Annotated in this window: 6 protein-coding genes; all 6 read right to left on the bottom strand. The window is 58.6% G+C overall.

What is annotated here, in order from left to right; all coding sequences use genetic code 11:
• Positions 1-88: 88 nt before the first annotated feature.
• The gene (locus E0E37_RS06785; protein WP_165445250.1) at positions 89-3343 is read right to left on the bottom strand and encodes an S-layer homology domain-containing protein; all 3255 of its coding nucleotides are present in this window, start codon (positions 3341-3343) and stop codon (positions 89-91) included.
• 516 nt (positions 3344-3859) lie between these two features.
• The gene (locus E0E37_RS06780) at positions 3860-6043 is read right to left on the bottom strand and encodes a hypothetical protein (protein ID WP_130862289.1); all 2184 of its coding nucleotides are present in this window, start codon (positions 6041-6043) and stop codon (positions 3860-3862) included.
• 12 nt (positions 6044-6055) lie between these two features.
• Complete coding sequence (locus E0E37_RS06775; protein WP_130862288.1) at positions 6056-11332, bottom strand: InlB B-repeat-containing protein; 5277 nt, start codon at positions 11330-11332, stop codon at positions 6056-6058.
• Positions 11333-11372: 40 nt separating this feature from the next.
• Positions 11373-12869, bottom strand: a complete 1497-nt coding sequence (locus E0E37_RS06770) for an S-layer homology domain-containing protein (RefSeq protein WP_130862287.1) — start codon at positions 12867-12869, stop codon at positions 11373-11375.
• Positions 12870-13267: 398 nt separating this feature from the next.
• Positions 13268-17215 (bottom strand): hypothetical protein, encoded by a 3948-nt coding sequence (locus E0E37_RS06765; protein ID WP_130862286.1) that lies wholly within the window; start codon positions 17213-17215, stop codon positions 13268-13270.
• Between the two features lie 68 nt (positions 17216-17283).
• On the bottom strand, positions 17284-20966 hold a 3683-nt coding region (locus tag E0E37_RS18525), incomplete at its 5' end, for a hypothetical protein (protein WP_165445249.1).

Below are 20966 nucleotides of genomic sequence, written 5' to 3'. Positions count from 1 at the left end.
TGAAGGGGGGCGGGGCCGGAATTTTCCGGCTCCCGCTTTTTCTTCTGGTCAGCGCCTGGCGGCTCCGATTACTCGTTTCTGCCTTCTGCTATTTTCCAGCCGCGGCCTTGATGTTGCTGTAGGCCCAGTGGCTCTCCGGTACGTCCGTAAAGCTCATCTGCCCCGCTCCCGGCTCCAGACCGATGATCGAGTTGATGATGGTCACCGCCTCCGCCCTGGTGATGGGGTTGTTGGGACGGAAGGTACCGTCCAGATATCCTGTGGCATACCCCTTCTCCGCCGCCGACTTCACGTACTCCGCATACCAGTCTGCATCGCTCATGTCCTTAAAGCTCTTTCCGCTGTTTACCACGCGGTCGATCTTCATGGCCATGGTCACAAACTCCGCTCTCGTGATGTTGCTGTTAGGCTTGAAGGTCCCGTCCTTGTACCCTGCGATCACTCCCAGGGAGGCCACGAAACCGATGTCGTCCGCGTACCACTCGCTTCTCGCCACATCGCCGAAGGGCGTGTTGGTGTAGGACTTGCCCTCTTCCTTCTCGTAATTGATGGTCTTGGCTACGATAGCCGCCACTTCCGCTCTGGTAATGGCGTTGTCCGGACGGAAGGTCCCGTCCTGATAGCCATTCACGTAACCGCCGCTGATCTCTTCCTTTGAAACCTGCAGGAACCGCAGATCCTCGGGCACGGAATCCGGAATGACGATCTTGTCGTCCTTCTCGTAGACCGCGATGAGCTTCATGGCTCCGGTCACCTTGACGTCCTTCAGGTCGATGACGGTCTTGCCGTCTTTGCTCCAGCCCGCGAAGACCCAGCCCTCGTCCGCCGTCACTTTAACGCCCTTGGGCGATTTGTCTTTCTCCACCTGCTCGGTCTTTTCCGTGATGGTTCCGTGATCTCCCGCATCGTAGGTCACGGTGTACTTCGTCGTCTCAACGGAACCGCCGCCTCCGCCACCGCCGCCGGGGCGTTTGCCTGGGGTGGTCGCTTCCGGCTTGGCCTTCGCCGTGACAGCCGCCGTGGTTCCAATCACGTTTCGCGCATAGACCTCCAGCGTGTATTCCACTCCGTTGGTCAGGCCGCTGAAGACCTTGCTCGTATCTGCTGTACTTCCACTGTCTTTCTCTTTGATTCCGCCTCCGCTGGTATACGGATCTGCCGTCCTGCTCAGCACCTTGTATGCTGTCCCGGTGGTCACTCCCGTTCCAAGGGGATTGTACCAGTCGATTCCCGCCGGCGAAGCGAAAATGTAGTCCGCCACCGCAGAATCGGTCACCACGGCCGCGCCCGTCGCTCCGCCGCTGCTCGTCTCATAGACATACCTTGTCCGGGCGATCGTCGTTCCCGGATCGTTAAAGGTCAGCTTGTAATGATAGGTGACGGGATCGCCGTTTGCTCTGGCGCTCCACGTTCCCGTAGCGCTGCCGTTGCCCGGGGCCAGCGATGCGGTCATGCTGTCCGGCGCCTCCGGCGTTACATGCTTTCCTGCCGCCGTCACGGTTCCAGTGTAATCGCTGCTGGGGAGAGCCGTGGCGATGGCCGTGATCGTCGTTCCCAGATCCGGCTGCTGGATCGCGTAGGTGCTGGTGTTTGCTCCCGCGATCACGGTTCCGTTTCTCAGCCACTGATAGCTCAGATCCGCGTAGGTCACCCTTCCGCTGTTGAGTCCGCTGATGTCCAGACCCAGCGCGCTTCCCGAGATCGCCGATCCGCTGATAGTCAGCGTTCCGCTCAGTGCCACCCGGCCCGGTACCTGCGTGCCGGATACCAGAGCGGCGTCCGTCTTGTAATTGGACCCGGACTTCGCCTTCACACTGACGCTGATATTCTGGTCCAGATCAGCCGCTGTCACGGTGTAGGTCTCTCCCGTAGCTCCGGAGATGGTGCTCCCGTTTCTCAGCCACTGAATGTCCAGATCTCTGGCGATATCCAGATTCACCGCCGTCATGCTGCCCATGGTGATGGTGTAGACGTCGTTTACCTGAGCCGCTCCGTCGCTGTTTGCGTCGTAGGTCATCGTGAATTCAGGATTTCCTGCAATGGCCAGCTTCTCGATGGCGCCGTTAATGGTCACTCCGCCGGTGGTCAGCGTGTAGTTTCCAGCCTTTGCTCCTGTGAGGGTCACGGCGCTTATCGCCGCCGCGGAGCTACTGTGCACATCCGCTGTGCGGAAGGTTCCCGTCAGCGTTCCGATGGAGACGTCGTCGCCGTCCATCTTGCCACTGAGTGTATAGCCTGTTTCCAGAGCCCCCAGAGTCAGAGTGTTGTTCCCGTCGTAGACCTTCTTCGCACTGGCGTTTACGGTCAGGGCCTTGGGCGACACGTTGACGGTGTAGCTTGCGCTGCCGCCTGCATACATGCCTACTGCCGGGGCGCTGGCTGTGATCGTCGCGGTTCCCACGCCTACAATTTTGATGGTTCCGCTGCTGTTGACCGAGACAACATCAGCATTACTCGATCCATAGGTGATCGTCTGCGTCTGACCGATGGCCTGCGGCGAGATCGTCGCCTGATAGGCGGACGTTCCATCTCCATACACCGCGTTCACCGGATCGGTCAATCCCGCGAAGGTGATGGTCTGCGCCGTCAGATCTTTGGTCGCCAAAGCAGCGGATTCCGCCGATTCATTGGACTCGTCATAATTCACCGAGTAATTCGTTCCGCCATTCGCGCCGTCAGGCACGAACTTCAGCTTCACTTTGTAGTTGTGATTCTGGGTCAGACCGGAAATGCTCCAGCCAGTGAGATCGGTCCAGCTGCTATACGCTCCGACGGATGTAGTACCGACCACGCCCTGATCCTGGATCTGATACTGGACCTTTGCTCCGGTGGGAACCGCCTGCTCATTCAGCTTCAGGATATTCTGTGTGGTACCGCTGGCCGCCAGTGTGGCCGCTGCCGGGGCAGCAAACTTGGCCTTCGCGGGCGTCACCGAAGCTGTGGAATCCACCCAGACAGAATCGCCCTTGGCTGCGCCATCCAGCGCGATGGCGCTGACGCTTGCGGTGTATGACTTGTCCGCGTCAATGGTTCCCGTCTCAAGGGGTACGCTGAACGTAAGACCGCCGGAGGTGGGCACTTCCACCGTCTTCTTTTTGACGCCGCCCTGATAGATGTCGACCACATAATGGTCGATCATGCTCGTCACTGCGGCTCCGGTGGCTGTGATCGTTCCGGTGAAGCCGCCGTAGGTGGTGTTTGCGGCCGCTACCGCGGTCAGTGCAAGGCTCTGCGGCGGATCCATGGGATCCTTGGCCAGATTGCCGTTGGCATCAAGAGCGAAAGTAAAGCCATAATAGTTTGCTTCGTTACCGCTTCCTGTTGTAGACGATGCACTCCACAAAAGAATAAAATATTTCTCTGCCTGCTTTGGCAGCGGATTATCTGTCCAAGTTAAAGTTACCGTCGTGTTTGTCGCCGCAGCCTCGGCGAATGTCCAATAATCTTGTATTACATAATCATTTGGGTCTCCATTCCCCACAAGATCTATCGTTCCAAACCCGAACCCATCTGTGGGATCTGTTTTACTTCCTTGATAAGACAACAGATCATCTACACTAGTAGCAGTCGCGGCATCCCATTGGTCTTTTGGTACAATGATACCTGCAATTAGATTGTTATTATTGTGCAGCGCTGTTACTGCAACTGAAATATTCGGGGTCACCCCGCTGCCTGACGGTGTAGTACCTGTTATCTCCACGTCAGTTATATAATTATAATTGGGATTTAATAATTCGGTACTTTGTGCAAAAACGCTTAAAGGACACAAACTTAAAATGAGTGCCATCGTGATTGCAAAAGAAATTCCCTTTCGATGCTTTACGAACATCTTTTCCTCCTTTTTAATGTCTCTGTTTTATTACAGGCGTTCGCCATGTGATTCCAATGCCGTCTTTACCTGCTGAATGGTTGTTAAGAATTCTCCGTTATTTAATACAATTGCTTTGTCCAGATAATCATATAAAATCTGCATCTGAGCATATACGGCTGCATTGGGATTTGTTGATGGAATTGTAACATCCGAAGAAAATTGGAGGTCAATAATTTCCTGAAGTTCTTCTTTTTCAAACAATTTGTCCGCACCCATACCATAAGAGGCAAGTAATATTTTATAACGATCTTTTCCCATTCCATCTTTCCATGTCAAACCAACATCCTGAACAACGGTGTAGGCTCCTATACCTGTTGTCCACTCTGCTGAAGTCGTTCCATTTTTCAAACGATCGTTTTGCGCAGCAGCACGCTTGGAAATAGAATGCAACGCACCTAAAACAATATAGCTGTCTAATGAGGTGCCTCCTTCATTGCCTTTTTGATTAGAAAAGGTTTTGTCTTGCGACATACTTCCAGCCATAGAAATATTGCTTCCATACAAATCAACAATGGTAAACTGTATATCTGTTGTCGATTTTGGTATAACTACTCTCCCAACCGCAACATCGCTATTCGCCAAATCAATCTGGAATGTAATCTGCACTCCATTCAATGTGTAAACAGCCCTTAACGCGGGTTTTTTAAGCCTACGGACACCTAAACCATTGTTTACCCGCTCCGCTGTGACTGCAATGCTTATGTTTCCGCTATTTACATTTGTCGAGTTTCCATACATATCTCCTTCAAAATATGTCATCAAATACTGAGCACTGACTCCTGATATCTGGCACCACGCATTCTCCACATACCCCGCCTTCAGTACGATGTTTCCCCAGCTTCCGCCATTGGGACCGGCTTCATACTTCCATCGAGCCGCGTTAAAGCTTCCTTCCGGATAACTTCCGTCCGTCTCCGGCGTTTCGCCCAGTGTCTCATAGGCGGTAAACGCCTCTGTCAACGGCTCCGATCCTTCTTTGCCGTCCGCCCGCACCCAGCCCGCGAAGTTGTAGCCCTTCTTGTAGGTCAGTGGGAACGCGGCGTTGTCCACGTAGCTTTCGTTGGCTAGATCCGCCGGAAATTCTGTGGGCTTCTCCCCTCCGCCGGTCACGGCGTACTGGCTCTGGCTGAAGGCCGTCAGCGCCTCTTTGATCTCCTCCTCTCCCGCTGTTTTTGAGATGATGCTGTTTCCCAGCATGGTCTCGTCCCAGTCGTAGAAGCTGAGGACGGCGACGTCTCCCGTTCCGCCCCCCGCCGCCTGCTGGGTCTCGCCCTCCACGATGGAAGCACCGAAGTTCACCGCCAGCTTTTGGCCGGCCAACGTCGGATCTTCCTGCGCGTTTCCGCTTCCGTCATCCCTCAGGGCACCGTTGTAGTAGAAGGCGTTTCCGGTGTGGTACAATCCCACATGTTTGATCCGGGATGTGTAGGCAACCTTCTTGCCCTCGGATAGACCGCTGCCTTCGGCTCCCGCCAAATCCAGGCCCACATCTGCGAAGGACGCCGCCGGGGTAATGGCCCCGCCCGTCCCCACAGAATCTCCTGTGTACTGGAACTTCACCGTCACGATCTGCCGCGCCGTGGGCAGGGAGTAGGGATATTCCGTGTTGGCCTGCAGCAGCAGATAGCCTTTTCCCGCTGCACCCACACCCGTTCCATCCCCTGGGTCATAGACCTGGGCCGTTCCGCTGTTGATCCAGGTGGGCGTGTAGACCGCCAGGGACTTCCAATCCTCCTGTCCCGCCACGACGGCGGTGGAGGAGGTCGTGATGGCTTCGCCCGACACATTGGTGGTCTGACTCTCCACGGTCTGCCAGCCCGGCTGCCAGTCCATGGGCGTCAGCCTGCTCCTGTCGTACTCCAGCACCAGACCCACGGACTGAAACAGGGGCTGATCCGGGCCTCCGACCTGAATGCCCACCTCCAGCGTGTCCGTGTTCTTCACGTTCACGCCGACAACGGTGATGGCCGGTCCGGACGCCGTGTCCCCGGCGCTCCCGCCCCCGTCGCTTCCGCCTGCCGTGTCCGCGTACACGCCGCTCTCTCCATCTGCAGGCCCGCCAAACACGCCGCCCCAGTTCACCGGAGAGAGCGCCAGCAGCAGGGCCAGCCCCAGAAGCAGGGCTTTCCTGCTCCGGCTCCTCTTCCGCAGGTTCGTCTCGTTTTTCTTCACCCTCATCTCCTATCAATCCCCCTCTCCGGTACTGGCCGGTATCCCAATCGTACGGCCGCCCTTTCCATAGTTGTACGGGCTCATCAATAGGTTCAGATCCGCCAACGTCACCGCCCCGTCTCCATTTAGATCGCACAACGCCAACGGATCTGCCGGATCCGGTTCAACGCCGCCTGAAGTGCCGCCGGCTTCCCCGTCTCCAAAGGCGGCTCCGCTAACGGTCTTCCCGTAATACGCCGGGCTCATGAGCACGTTCTTATCCTCCAGCGTGATCCGCCCGTCTCCGGTCACATCCCCTGCCGCCAGCTGGATCCGGCCTTCTGCCGCCAGCCGCAGCTCGGGTACAGCGGAGGTTTCCGCCTTTCCCTCATATGCCTTTTTCAGCAGTTCGTTCAGGCTGACCGCCTCGCCGCTCAGGTTGTCCGCAGATACTTCCACGCCAGTGATCTTCAGAGTCCCGTGGGCCGCCTTGGTGAACTCCACCTCACAGGTCTGACCCGCAGGCAGTGACGCCTCGAATCTGTATTCCCGCAGGCCGAAGGGGTATGATCCGGACGCGGCCGGTCTCTCGCTGACCACCGCCTCCGTGACCTCGCCTCCCGACAGGATCGCCACCCCCGGCATCCACGCCGCTGTCAGCGCGGGATGCCAGGCCCAAAAGGTTCCGGTCAGCTTCAGCAGGGTACTCCGGTCCACCAGCTTCGTTCGGTTCCACAGCTCGCCCCAGTTGTAGTCGTAAATGACATTGAGATTCCTGCCGGCTTCCCCGTCGTTTTCCACCATTGCGATCTGCTTGGCGGCAGAATAGCCCGCCGCGTTGCTGAGGAAGAAGGTCAGCACAGCCGTATCTTCCTCAAAGACTGCTCCGCCTTCTGTCAGCCCCTTTTTCGGCGCCAGGGTCACGGACAGGCGCAAAGCGCTTTCTGCGCTCTCCGCCCCGGTTCCGTCCTCTGAGCCGCCCATTCCGCCGGATGGCGCCGCCTCATACTGCACGCCGGCGATCTCCAGCCGCTCCAGCCCGCTTCCCGTCAACACGATTCCGCCGGCCGTCATATAGCTGGACGGCTCTCCGCCTGCAGCGAAGGGTACTCCATTTTCATCGGTCAGCTCCATCCCGTCCAGCAGATCCAGCGTGAAACGCGCTCCTCCCAGCGTGGTTTTTCTCAGCTTCACCGTCACCTGGGCCGTGTCCGTTCCCTCCCGCCGCACCAGTTCCAGCTTCGTGACCGGGTCCCCACTCTCCGCGGCCGCCCGGTGCAGGTGGATGGTACAGGTCTCCGAGGTCGTCATACCGTCGGGCCCCGTGTAGGTGATGGTGAAGACCACGGGGTCCATGCCCTCTCCGCTTTGGGATACGGGCAGGGTCACCGGCGAGATCCTCTGAAACTCCTTGCCCGCCTCTGCGGGCAGCTGCCGCACCTCCACATCCTTCTGGTTCCCGTAGGAATACCGGACGGAGAAGTTCTCGTCGAAGATCCAGGGCTGAAACGTCGCTTCCGTCTCTGTGGAAAGCAGGTACAGGTCATATTCCTTCACGCTGCCCGTAAATCCAAACCGCGGCGCCTCTGCTTCCACTCCGCTGCCGGAGGTCCGCCGCACCAGCTGCCGCCCCGCAGGCGTCTCCACCGTCAGCTTGGCCAGACTCAGAGACTCATACGCATTATCGCCGGACGCCGATGTGAGGACCGCCTCCACGGAATAGCCCAGAAGCGGCAGATACACGTGCTCACCGCTGAGGATCACGGAATCGCCCGCGGCCAGACCGGCCAAAATCTGCAGGCATTCCTCCTGTGAGCCGGCTTCCACCGCGATGGAGGACGCCTGGGACGCCCCCCGTTCGAGGGACGCGCTCAGGCCCAATGATCCACTCTGATCCAGAGAGGCATTGCGGGCACTTCCCAGCTTTGTCACCCGGATCCCCAACAGCCGGTTCCCCGCCGAAGCCTCCGCCGCCGCCCGCGCCACCGTGCTCGCGGGGATCCCGCTCAGATCGGCAAAAGGCGTTCCGTCCGCCGCCGTCAGCGTCAGCGTTCCCTTTCCCGTCTCCAGTAACAGCGCTCCCGACGAGGTCAGCTTCAGCTCCGTTCCTTCTTCCCCCATCTGGGGAAACAGATGGGGCAGCGCCGTCTCCGGTAGATACGTCAGCTGTTCAAAGACCGCGATCAACTCCCGATCCGCTTCCAGTGTAAAGGTGTAGACTGCTTCCGTGGCCGCCCACCCCTGCGTGGACGCCCCCGCAGATGCAGTCCCGTCAGCATTCGGCTCCTCAGCCGCACTTTCGGTCCCGCTTCCAGTCTCAGCCTTCTCCCGCCATCCGGCAAAGATCCAGCCCTCCGCAGGCTGCGCCCTCACCGTCACCTCTGTCCCCGCATCGTAACTTCCGCTCTGCTCCTGATTGTTGGGATCGGGACTCACGCTCACCGTTCCCCCCTCCGTGGGCTCCGCGCTCACCGAGAGCCTCACCGGAATGATCTGCGTGAAGTCCGCCTGCACGCGCTTGGACCGGCTCATGTAGATCGTGGCCGTCTTCGATGCTTTCTGCGAATCCGGCACGTCCCCCCTCCAGCCCGCAAATCTCCAGCCGCCGTGGGCCGCAGCCAGGAGCGTCACCGCCTGGCCTTTTTCATAGCTGTCCAGTCCCGGGCTGGCCGTGACCGTTCCGCCCCTTTCGTCATGGGCGGATACCGACAGCGTGATCTCCGTATCGCTGTCCCGCACACCCGCAAACAGCAGCCGCGGCGAAGTCCCCGCCGCAGGCACAAAGCCCGTCTCCGATGTGATCCGGGAGTACATCGCTCCCCCCGCCCGCAGCATGGGCTGCGTCTTTTCCAGCACCTTGACCCGCACACGGTCGAACTCCTGCTCTCCTTCAAACCCGTAGATGCCCTCCGGCTCCTGCATGTACAGGGCCAGATAAAAGTCCCGGTATACCTCCTGGGCGCTCTTTCCCGCGAAGCCGGGAATCTGATGCAGGATCGCTTCCAGCGCCGTTCCCTCCGTCTCATAGTCCGTATAGAAGGCCGTATTCCAGTGGGAGATCCCCGCCGCTTCCGCCTGTGTCCGCACATACTGGAAAAACAGATAGGTCAGCGCGTAGTCGTCCACGGCAGCCCTGCTGCCCCACCGCCCCAGGGCCGTCTGACCCGTGGGAATGGTCGCCGAGTTGTTGAACTGGCTGATCCGGCTGCTCAGGACTCCATATCGCTCCTGTTCCGCCGCCATGGACAGCCCCTCGTTGATCCAGGTGGGCGTGTATCTCTGTTGATTGGCCACAGTCAGGGTGATCCCCCGCCGCTTCACATCCGAGGCGAAGGCCAGATGCTGGCCCTCGTGGACGATGGTGGACAGGACCGCATCCAGTTTCGGATTCGTCTTGCTTCCCATGGTGGGCCAGGTGTCCAGATGCAGCACATCCCGGTCGTTTCCCTCCGGATAAAACAACTCGCCCGCGTTGAACACCCCCTGGTAATACCCGGTCTGGCCATTCACCCCGTAGTTGTCCTGAATGTCGTAGAGCAGGATGTCCAGCTTTCCGTTTCCGTCCTTGTCGTCGAGAGTCCCAAACCGCTGTGTCAGGTATTGGTAATTGGTCTCGCTCTCTTCTCTCAGTCTGGTAAGCTGTTCGTCGCTGAGGGCCCCGATGCTTTCATTTCCTTTCTCGCCCCACAGGTTCACATGGGCGCTGTTTCCCAGAAACACAAAGGTCACGGGCTTGTACCTCACCACGCTTCCCGTCAGGTCCAGGGTCTGAAAGCGCCGCTCCTCCCCCCCTGTGGGAGGGCCTTCCGCCGCCCCGCCTCCCTCTTCCCTTGCAGAAAGGCGCAGGGGCTCTCCTCTGTCCAGCGTCGGCTCAAAGCGCAGAACCTGGGAGCCCGGCAGCGTGCCGTCGTCCATCACCTGTCTGGAGAGGCCGTCCGGCGATCCGTCGGTTTCTCCTTCCGATCCCGGGCCCTCCTCCAGGGACGCGCCGATCCCCAGCTCCTCGGAGAAAGCCACCCCCGTCCCCCCTATGAAGACAGACGCGCTCTCATCCTTTCCGTACGCGCTCCCGTCCTCTTTGTACGGGTCGCTCACCGTCAGCAGCACGTCCCCTCCGTAAGGCTCCGCCGTATCCAGCACATAACCCTGTCCAGAGGTCTGGTCCCCCTGCTGAAACAGCTTCTCCAGCCCGGAGAAGGACGCCATGTCCGGCGATCCGCTGGTAAACCTCGGAACGCCCGCCGATCCGGTGGGCTGGCTGCAGCTGATCCCGGACTGGGGCGTCACATTGCTCCGATTGACGGCCAGTGTAAGCGTCTTCCGGTCAAAGGCCGTGCTCTCTTCCCGGATCTGAAAAAAGATCCGAAACAGAGGCTGCCCCTCTGCTGTAACAAAGGAAGGCAGGCTTGACGCTATTTTTCCAAAAGGCAGGATCAGAATGCCATTGGTGTTATCCACCTGCCAGGTGGAAAGGGGTTCAAATACCCCGCTCAGGTCCCCGTTCATATCCAGAAATCCTTCGGCCAGGTTCCAGATGGCAGAATACAGGTCATCTCCCGGTCCCATGGGATCAAACGTGGTCCCGTTTACCACGGCCAGCTTGTCCGGATCGAACTGCAGCGCCATCTGAAAATTGTCCAGAGAAAAGACGCCGTCCGCCACGCAGTCGATGTAAAAGCCCCGTTTCCCGTTGTCCTTCCACTCCGCCTCGGACACGGAAAGGGTGAAGGACGCCTCTGTGCGGTAGATCACCAGACCATATTCCTTTACCGTCAGCCCGTCCCAGGCAACGGACCGGATCGTGTACTCCTGCAGCTCTCCCACCCCTATGGCCATGGGTTCGGAAGGGGCGGAAATGGGCAGCGCCTGCCCGCCCTCGGGCAGCCCTTCCCCCTCAAGGGTTATGGTAGGCGCATAGGCCGTACTGGTCTGTTTGGGCCGCACGATCAGCGCCACGCGCTCCGCATCCCGCGGGACCGTCAGCTCATACCGATTATTTCTCCACGTCACGGTTCCCACCGCAGCGTCCACTTCCTCCAGCGCCGCGTCTCCGTCCGAGCTGGAGCCTTCCGGGTCCAGCCCCATGGAGCGCAGCACCGCCAGGGGCACGTCTACCTCTTCATCGATTCGTTCTTCCGCCTGGATCTCCAAAGCCGCCTCAGAAGACGCCGGATTCACCCGGCGCCCTCCCTCCTCATCCGCCTGTGCATAGCACAGTCCCGATGCTGCAGATAGGGCCGTCAATAGCAGGGATAACGCGATACACAGAAAGAATCTGATGCCCTGTCCTTTATGTCTGTTGTTCCTCAAACGAATCCTCCTTTTGTATCGGCATGTCCGGTCCCGCTGCCTAATCCGCCGTCGCCAGCAGCTTTTCCACGATCACAGCCATCTCCGCCCGGGTCACCTGCTGCTGCGGACGGAAGCTCCCGTCCTCGTAGCCTCCGATGATCCCTTTTTCCCGCGCTGCCTTGACCGCTTCCACCGCCCAGTCCGAGATGCCCGACTGGTCGGTAAACGCCGGCTGCACGTCTCCCGCAACGGTCCAGCCCCTGGCCTTGACCACCATCACCGTCAGCTCTTCTCTCGTGATCCCCAGATCCGGCGAGAAGGTCCGCGGTCCCGTTCCTCCTGCGATCCCCAAGGAGTGCACGGCTCCGATGTAGCCGTTGGCCCAGTGCCGGGACACGTCGTCAAAGCCGCTCTCCGGCGTAGGCGTGTAGCCCAGCGCCTTGGTCAGCACCACGCAGAACTCCGCCCGGGTCAGCGTGTCTTCCGGCCGGACTGTCTGGTCCGGATAGCCGCTGATCAGCCCCTTCTCGATCAGGCTGGTCAGGCTGGCCTGGGCCCAGTGGCCCTGCAGATCGGTGTAGGACGCCGCGTTCCCGCCGCTGCCCGTTCCTGCGGCCGCCTGCCCGCCTCCCGTCTGGGCGCCGGAACCAGTCTGACTCCCGCTTCCCGGGGTTGCGGAACCGGGCGTACCTGTCCCGCTCCCGCCGGCGCCGGTGGATCCTCCGGAACCGCTTCCCGATCCGCCGTCCGGCTCTTCCCACTCGATGTCTCCCCCTTCTCCGCTTCCGCCGCTGTATTCCTCTTCATAGGTGTTTCCATCTGTTTGGTTGATGGTTCCCACTTCCGGCAGGATCACGTCCGCCAGTCCGGGATCCCGGTATCCGATGATCCCTCCCTTCGGATGGTACGCCGACAAAAGAAGGCCCGTATCCTTACCCGAGGGCGCCAGGCGCAGACTGTCTTCTCCCAGCGTTCCCGTCACCGTGAACCAGATCTGAAGCAGATCCACTCCCCCGTCTCCCGCTTCGATAAACTTGGCCCCTCCGTCGTTGGTCACCATCTTTTCGTCCTTTGTGGCCTGATTCACACTGATCAGGAACCGAAGCTCTCCCTCTCCCGCAAGCGACGCCGCCTGTCCGGCGGAGACGGCTGCGAAGGTACCCGCGTCGATCCAGCCTCCTCCACGGGCCGAGTAGAAGGGCTCCAGGAACGTGACCGGACTTCCCGCCTGACGAAGGGCCAGCCCCTCCACCGTTCCCTCGATCTCCTCTCCCGTTTCCGGACTGCACAGTGCAAGCACGGCGGGATCATACCGCAGGTGAAACTGCATGGCGTTGAAGGTCAGATCCGACACACGAAGGGTCACCGCCAGCTTTCCCTCCTGCTCGATTCCCTCCAGCGTTACCCTTGGCCGCGACGCCCCGTAACTCACGGGCAGCGACGCCCAAAGCAGGCACAGCAGCGCCAGCATGCTCACCAGCGCCCGCCCCAGTCTCCTCGTCTTTTCCCCGGCCCCACAGGCCGCGTTTCTGTCTCTGTTTTTGTTTTCCTTCATTTCTTTCGTTCCCCTCGTTTTGCAAATTGGTACGAAAAGCGAAAGAGTCTGATCCCCTTTCCGCTTTCCACTGGCTTCCGATGTCTGCCGTCTGCTTTTCCCCTATGGAAATAAGCCGGTACTCCTTCCCTGTTCCAAAGAGTTCCGGCCCAAAGAGGGCGTCGGAAGCCCCTCGATCTCCGCTCCTCTCCTGCCAGAAAGGCCGCCTGTCCGGCCGGGATCTCCCCTTTCTCTTCGGGTCCCCGGCCATACAGGCCGCATTTCTGCGTTCTCTTTTCTGTCCCGTTCCCTCTTTTAAAAAATGGTACGGAAAGCGGAAGAGTCCGTCCCTCTCTTCCGCTTTCCACTTCCTGCCTCCCTCTTCCTTTTCCGAAGAAAGATGCTGAAACCCGTTCCTCTTACTCGCTGGTCCTTCCATAGTTGGCCAGCAGCGCTCCCATGTCGAACACGTCGATGATCCCATCGTTATTGAAGTCTGCAAACACGTCCTGCGTTCCGTCGTTGGCGCTCTCGCCCGGCGTCACCTCGCTGTTGAGCACGCTCAGCAGCAGGTCTCTGTCGTCCACGTCGATCGTTCCGTCTCCGTTCAGATCCCCCGCCAGCAGCATCATCGCATCCAGACGCGTGTTGCTTGCCACGCCGTTCACGTTCTTGACCATGGTCAGGTAGCCGTCCGCCGTCACCGTGAACCGGTAATCGCTTCCCACTCCCTTAAACATCATCAGGCCGTATTCGTTCAGCGCTCCGTCCGGTACCCGCACCTGCTCGCTGGCCGCACGTCTCATATCCTCTACTTGATAGCGGGCTCTCGCAATGGCCTTCTGCGGCATCTGCACGAAGCCGCCGATCTGATACATATCCGCCACTCTCTTCTCCAGCAGCGTGGTGTTTACCGTCAGATCCAGCTCGTTGAACCGCTGGTCGTACACTCTGGCGATGGACGGCGCCGTGACGTCGATTCCCTCCGCCAGCAGCTGTTCCACTGTCTTGGCGTCGATGCCCCCCGTCGTGGTCTGATTCAGATAGAACTTGATCAGTCCCGCCGCGTTGGCGTTGGTCACCAGCGCCTTGTCGTCCGGCGTTTTCAGCGTCAGTTCCAGATACGTTCCGTCGTCGTTCACCGTCATCTTTGAAATTTCCACACCCTCTGTAAAGAGTCCGTAGTAGTTGTCTCCGTTTCCGCCCAGGTCCATGCCTCCCTGACTGGTCAGCACATTCTTTCCAATATCCGAGAAGTGGAAGATGCCTGCCGGCAGATTGATGCCCAGGCGCAGTCCTGTAAATTCCGCGTTCTGGATCTTCACCGACAGATCCGCTCTCGTTCCGCCCTTGCTGGCGTCCAGCTCCAGCGTGATCTTCGGATCCTGATCCGGGGTCAATACGTGGGCCTTCACCTCATAGGTGCTGGTGATCCCTCCTCTGGAGGCTGTGATCTGGATCGTCTGTCCGTCTGTGATGCTGGAAACGGTGGTCTTGCCCACATAGGGCGCCTCCACGCCTGCCGCCGTGGTGTCGTCGATGGCAAGGGGCGTACCGTCTACCGCAATATCCGTATCCCCAAAGAGACTGCCTACTACCAGGCCAATCTCCGGCGTCTCATTGCTGGTGAAGTATACCTCGTACTTCAGATTCTGGCTGTTGAAGCCCGCCGTTCCATTTTCCTGGATCAGCGCCCTGTCGGCCGGCGACAGGATCCCCAGATAGTCCAGGGTCGCTCCCGCCGGGGAGGTGGATACGCTGGTCATGGGTTCGAAGACCGCCTCGTAGATGGCCGCTTCTTCTACGCTGACCGTCATGGGGTTCTCCGTGGAGGTCGTTCCCGTTCCCATCTGCTCGAAGCTTCCGTTCATCAGGCTTCCCGTCGGCATCACCGCCAGTCTCTTCCACTCCTTGAACTTCATGCCCGCAGCCGGCTTTGCGGTCAGCTTCACGTACATGCCCACTCTGACCTCTGCGAAGTCGATGGGCGTTCCATCCGCTCTGGTGATGGTGATGGCTCCCTGTGTGACGGCCGGCTGTACGATCTGGATCGGCGCCGGATCCCCTGCCACAGGGGTTCCCTCGCAGGTCAGCGTCTGCGCTTCCAGCAGATCGGCAAAGGTCACCTTTACTTCGATGCGGTAGGTCTCCCCGTTTGTCATCTGCTTTACAGTGGTAGCGGTGGCCGTTCCCATGTCTTTGCTGTCAAAATCGCGGAAGATCTGACCCTTGCTGTCCCGGATGGTCAGCGCATAGCCGCTCACCGGTACGCCGTTGGTCTGAGGCGCGTTCCAGCTGATGGCCAGTTCTTCAAAGCCCGCCGCCGCTCTCACGCTGCCCGGCGCTGTGACCTGCGCGGTGAAGGCGGTGGGGTTGATGACGATGGTCTTTGCTTCGCTGGTTTCGGTCACCTTGTAGTCCTTGTCGATGTTCGCCTCTTCCTGTCCGTCGCTGGGCTCGGTCCCCTTGGAGACCTCTACGGTAAAGCTGTAGCTGCCCGCCGTTCCCGGACGGTTCTCATAGGTTCCCGCTGCTGCTGCCGAAAAGGTGCCGTTCACGACAGTCGTGATCCCGCTGTCCAGTCCCAGTCCGGCAACGACGCTTTCTACATAAGCCTTCAGTGCCGCCGCACTGTTTTTGTCCGCCATGTTCACGGTCTCATAGGCCGCTCCTTCGATGGATGCGATGGCCGCCTTGACCGCCGCTTCATTCTGCGCCTTCTTTGAGGCCGCCTTGGCCACGATGGGTTTTCCCGTCAGAGTCACGGTGTCCGTGGCGCTTCCCTTGGTCAGGGTAATGGTCACACTGTAGCTTCCGTTGGTTCCATTGGGAGACGCGCTGGTTCCCGGTACCGCCGCCTGGCTGATCGTCGGATCTCCCGCTGTGGCGGTAACCCCGTTGAGACTCAGTGCATCCAGTTTCGCCTGCACGGCGCTCTTGATATCCGCCGCGGTGGTGGCGTCTGTCATAGCGTCGCCGCTGCCGTTTACCTTCTGGTTCACGGAGAAGTCCGCCCCTTCCACGACGGTCTTTGCCTCTGCCACCAGCTCCGCCGCTGTCTTGTCGGTGGCCGGGAAGGCGGCTTCAAAGTACAGCTTCGCGCCCTGCTCCTGCACCGCCGTATTGGCGATGGTGGCGCCGGCCACGGTGACGTCGGAATTGCTCAGAGACGATGCGAAGAGATAGCCGGTCTTTGCCGTCAGCGTCACTTTCGCTGTGTAGGCTGTGGAGCCGGCAAAGCTGCCTTCCGTGGCCGGATCCCATCCGATGGTCCCTGTGTACTGTGCCGTCTCCGTTATTGTTGTAGCCGGCGTCTCGCCTGCTGCCGGCGCTGCGATGGAAGCCGTCACAGCGCTGATGGACTGCAGGACGGATACTTTTACGGTCGTCGCAGAAGTCGTTACTGCGGTCGATCCATCGTCTGCCTTTGTATTCTTCACTACGACATAATAGTAGGTATCCGTCGTGGGGCTGACCGTGAAGGTCGTTCCCGCCTGAAAGTCCGTCACCAGCGCACCGCCGGACGTGCTGTCCGTTGTATTGGAATACAGCGCATAGCTCAGCGTTCCGCCGTCGGCGGGCGCATCCGCTCCTGCTGTGATGGTGGCGGTCCCACCGCTCACGATCTGGGTCGGGTCGACCGATACCGTTACATTGGTAGGAGCTGCCGCCGGGGCCGGGAAGCCGGCGTAGTAGAGATTGCTGTACTTTTCACCTGTACCCGCTATTGCCTGAACTCCCGAGGGATAACTGCCTGTCGTATCCAGTATCGTTGAGGGATGAATCGTAACAGGCGTTACCTCGCTGGCCGAATGCCCGTCTTTGATATGGAAATACAGCTTCATCCATCCATATCCGTTTCCGGTTGTATTGACCAGCACATTTCCGCCGCTGTCAATCCCTTCCCAAAATTCATACATATCTTTGTTGGCTACATTTAGTCCTGTATTGACTAAATAAGTTCCATCTGCAACGTTCAATGATTTGGTCACTACCTGCATAAACCCGCCGTTCGTGCTATCCATAATATTGGTATTAGTTCCGTCATAATCGTGTTCAAAACCCGTTATAACGTTATTGACCGTAGAAGGCTTTGCCGGAGCGTCTGCCGCTGGATTCCACATCTCAAGCACATCCGTATCCCATTCCAGCGACGCGTAAAGTGCATTGGCCTGAATGCCATACAGATAGTAATTAATCGTAAACACACCATTTCCGTCGACTGCGGACCGTTCGATTACAACGCCCTCAAAGGAAGCAAGCGAGTCCTTTACATACTCCTCTGGCGGTGTGTTGGTGGGAGCAGCCGCATAAGCGGCTGTCCCGATTCCACAAAGCTGAACAACCATACAGATTGTAATCAGCATAGATAAGAACCTTTTTTTCATAGCACAATCTCCTCTCATGAGATTACTCTCGTCTCACCAGGACGAGTTCAATAGGAATAAATATTGGCCGTCTTGTCAAACTGTGAGGTCAGTACGGAGTAATCACTCAGCATGACGAAGTTGTTATCATCCAGATCACTGTCAGGATCTGCGTTTCCAAACGCAGACGTCAGTTTGGAATAATCCGACAACTTAATGAGATTGTCCCCATCCAGATCCCCTGCAAGCATTACCATATTCTGTCCCAGTGCAACCTCCGCCTCCGCGACGATCACACCGTTCATGGTGGCTGTCGTATGATTCTTCTTGTAGGTGACGACCTTGTACGTTCCAGCGCTTACCGTATTCAGCGTAAATTCATACGCCTGTGCGTTCAGGCTGGCGGCCTTCAGATTGAGACTGATGCTGCTCAGGTCTGCGTTCTGCTCCGCGCTGGTGTCATAAATGGTTACGGACGCCGCGGCCTTGCTTTCTCCAGTCTTCGTTACCGCAAAGGTCGCGTAGTTCTGATTATTCTTGGCGTCGGTTCCTTCTGTCACGCTCAGCGTGTAATCGCCAACGGTGGTTCCGTCGGCCGCCGCGTTGATCGTAAGACCCTCCGCTGCTGTCAGCGCGTCGATCTGCGCCACTTTACCGGCTCCGAAGCTCATGGTTCCGCTCACAGACACGCCGGCCGGCTTCTCCGTCACCGTGAAGGATACGCGGAAGCTTCCGCTTACGCCCTTGTCTCCGCTGACGATTACGTTGGCCGAGTAGGTTCCCACGGTCAGTCCGGTCTTCGGCGTTACGGTGAAGATCGCCGTTCCGCTCACTGCGATGGAGGTCGGATCGATGCTGCTCACTGTGAAGTTCGCCGCCCCTTCTCCGCTCAGCTCCACCTTCAGACCGGTCACGGTTCCCGTCCCCGTATTGGTTACGGTCACGGTAGTGGACGCCGCGTTGATATACCCTTCTGCGGCCGGCGTCATAATAACTTCGCCTTCATTGTCTAGGGTGATGCCGTAGCCCAGTGTGGTCACGGCCAGCGCTTCGCTGACTGCTCCTGCCTCCTGGGTCTGGGTCGCTGCCACACGGGTGTAGAACTCGTACCGCGTTCCGGTGGTCAGGTTTTCAAACAGACCGCTGGTCTGCCATTCGCCCGTCTCGCCCTGGCGGTATTCCTGTCCTTCCACTGTGAGCAGTGTGACAGTGGTATCCGTCACTCCGTCCGCTGCAAGCTGCGGCTTCGCCGGCGCTTGCGTCGGACCGGCCGCCTTGCCGACCGCTTCTGTGGCCGCGCTCAGTTCTCCTGTAAAGGCATCCTTTCCGATTATCTTCAGAGTGATGACTTTATCGATATCCTCAGCGCCCAATGTATAGGTTTCTGTTGTTCCTACCGCCTCCTCCGTTCCCTGTCTGTACCATTTGATGTCGTAAGCTGCGTCTGGCGTGGTGATCCCGCTCACATTGGCGGTCAGCGTCTCGCCGTATTTCGCCGTACCGTCGATGGCCACGGTCCCCGCCAATACCGTTCTTCCGTCGTTTACGGTAACGGTCATCGGTTCGGAGGGATTCATGGTCTCAGTTTCCGCAAAGCGTACATAGTAGACGCCTGCGGTCAGTCCGGTGATCTCCGTGCTGCCTGCGGCAGCCGCGGTGTAGATCTCAGCCGTGTTCAGCTTGTACTCGTAGCGCTTGCCTGCATCCAGGCCGGTGATCTTTCCGTCGCTTGCTCCTGCTGTAGTGGGAGACTGAGCGGTCAGACCGGCAGGCGCATCCTGTGTCTTCTTTCCGATCTCCACAGCTTCGGATGACAATTCGCCGGTGAAATCTCTGGTACCTGTCACGGTCACCGTGATCTTCTTGCCTGCGTCAGCCGCTGTAGTCTGATACGTGGCGGACGCAGCGTTTTGGATCGCTTCTGTTCCGCGTTTCCACGCATAGCTCAGAGTCGCCCCTGACGGGGTCACTTTGCTCACATTGGCAGTGAGAGTCTGGCCCACTGCTGTGTCTCCATCGATCGTGACTGTTCCGCCGACAGCGGTTTTCTCTGTGGTGATGGCCTCGGAAGCCACTGCCGCCGATGCGTCATAGCCCGGCTTCGCCGCTGTTCTCGCCCACACGTAGTAGGTGGTATTGCGGGTCAGTCCGGTGAAGGTTCCATCGGCTTTATAGCCGTCGGTCGGTGCGGTGGTATTGTCGCTTCCAATGGCGTATTCCACTCCGCTCTCCGTGTTCATCGTGATCGTAGTATCGCTCTTGGATTTCATCGTCGGCTTGGCCGGCGGGTTCTGTATGTTGCTTTCTACTGCAGCGGTCTCAGAGCTGGTCACAGATCCCTGGAAATCTCCGCTGCCTGTGGCCGTTACTTTGATCTTCTGGCCTGCGTCGGCTGTGGTCAGCTTATATGTGCTGTCTGTGGCTCCGCTGATCGCTGTGGTCCCTCTGTACCACTGATACGTGGCCGTGGCTCCGGAAGGCTCTACTGTGGCAGTCAGCGTCTGATCTACCTTCGCCGTTCCGCCGATGGTCACTCCTGCCAGATCGGTCTTGTTTGTCGTGATGGCCTCGGAAGCCACTGCCGCCGATGCCTCATAGCCCGGCTTCGCCGCTGTTCTTGCCCACACGTAGTAGGTGGTATTGCGGGTCAGTCCGGTGAAGATTCCATCGGTTTTATAGCCGTCCGTCGGCTCGGTGGTATTGTCGCTTCCGATGGCGTATTCCACTCCGCTTGTGATGTTCACCAAGATAGTGGTGTCGCTCTTGGATTTCACCGTGGCCTTCTCAGGCGCGGTCTGACTTCCGTTTGCCACTGTAACTGTGGTTGCGCTGGCCAGGCTTCCTTCAAAGGTGCCTGCTCCCACTAGCTGCAGACGGACATATTTGCCTGCCTGGCTGATTGTGATCTCAAAGCTTTCACTCTGCGCCCCCTGAATATTACTCCATATTTTGTTGTCCGCCGATTCCTGCCACTGATAGGTATATGTGGCCGCTGCCGGCAGCACTCCTGACACATCCGACGTCAGCGTGCTTCCCACTTTGTAATCGCCGCTTACTGTCACAGTTCCCTGCAGTTCATCCTTTTCAGGCTGATTTGTGTCGAGAGAAGGATAGCTGTTGAGATCTGCAAGTGTCCAGACACGCTCTGTTCCCGTCCTCGTTCCGTTGAGGACAGCGACTGTCTCCCAGCTTTTCAGTTCTGCCTCTGTTCTTGCTTCATACTGGCCCTCGACATCTGCATTGCTTCCATAACCACCGTCATTTCCGCTCTTGTAGTAGCAGTTGATCAGGGTGGGCGTTCCGTTCTTTACAATTCCGCTGTTTTTAACTCTCCCACCTCCATGGTAGCAATTTTCTATGGTTCCGTTGCCCGTGTATGCAATACCGCCGTAGCCGCCTGACGGGCAATATACGCTGATTGTGCTATAGCAGTCCTTGATCAGTGTACCGGCACTCTGTTCATACGCGATACCGCCTCCGGCCAGCAGTTCGCGTCCCATACCTGCCAACATGGAACAGCGCTCTATGGTTCCACTGGCCAGCGTATACACGATTCCGCCCGCGCGGCTCGCCCATCCACTGTTAACCGTTATATCGCTCTTGACGCTGCAATCTCTAATGATACCATCTCCATCCAGTGTCAAGACAAGCCCTGCGGCCTTTCGACTGCTGCCGATGGTATCGTTTACGGTCGCATTGCTCACACAGTTTTCCAGTACGCCGCCGTTCATGGTATAGATCAGCGAGCTGA

Origin of the sequence: Bacilliculturomica massiliensis (assembly GCF_900605495.1) — a bacterium.
GTDB lineage: Bacteria > Bacillota > Clostridia > Peptostreptococcales > Anaerovoracaceae > Bacilliculturomica > Bacilliculturomica massiliensis.
Note: the sequence above shows the minus strand (reverse complement) of the source record. Positions and strands in the feature narration are given on the sequence as shown.

Coding starts and splice junctions, on each gene's coding strand:
- E0E37_RS06770 (WP_130862287.1), bottom strand. CDS start 12,869: ATGAAGGAAAACAAAAACAGAGACAGAAACGCGGCCTGTGGGGCCGGG.
- E0E37_RS06765 (WP_130862286.1), bottom strand. CDS start 17,215: ATGCTGATTACAATCTGTATGGTTGTTCAGCTTTGTGGAATCGGGACA.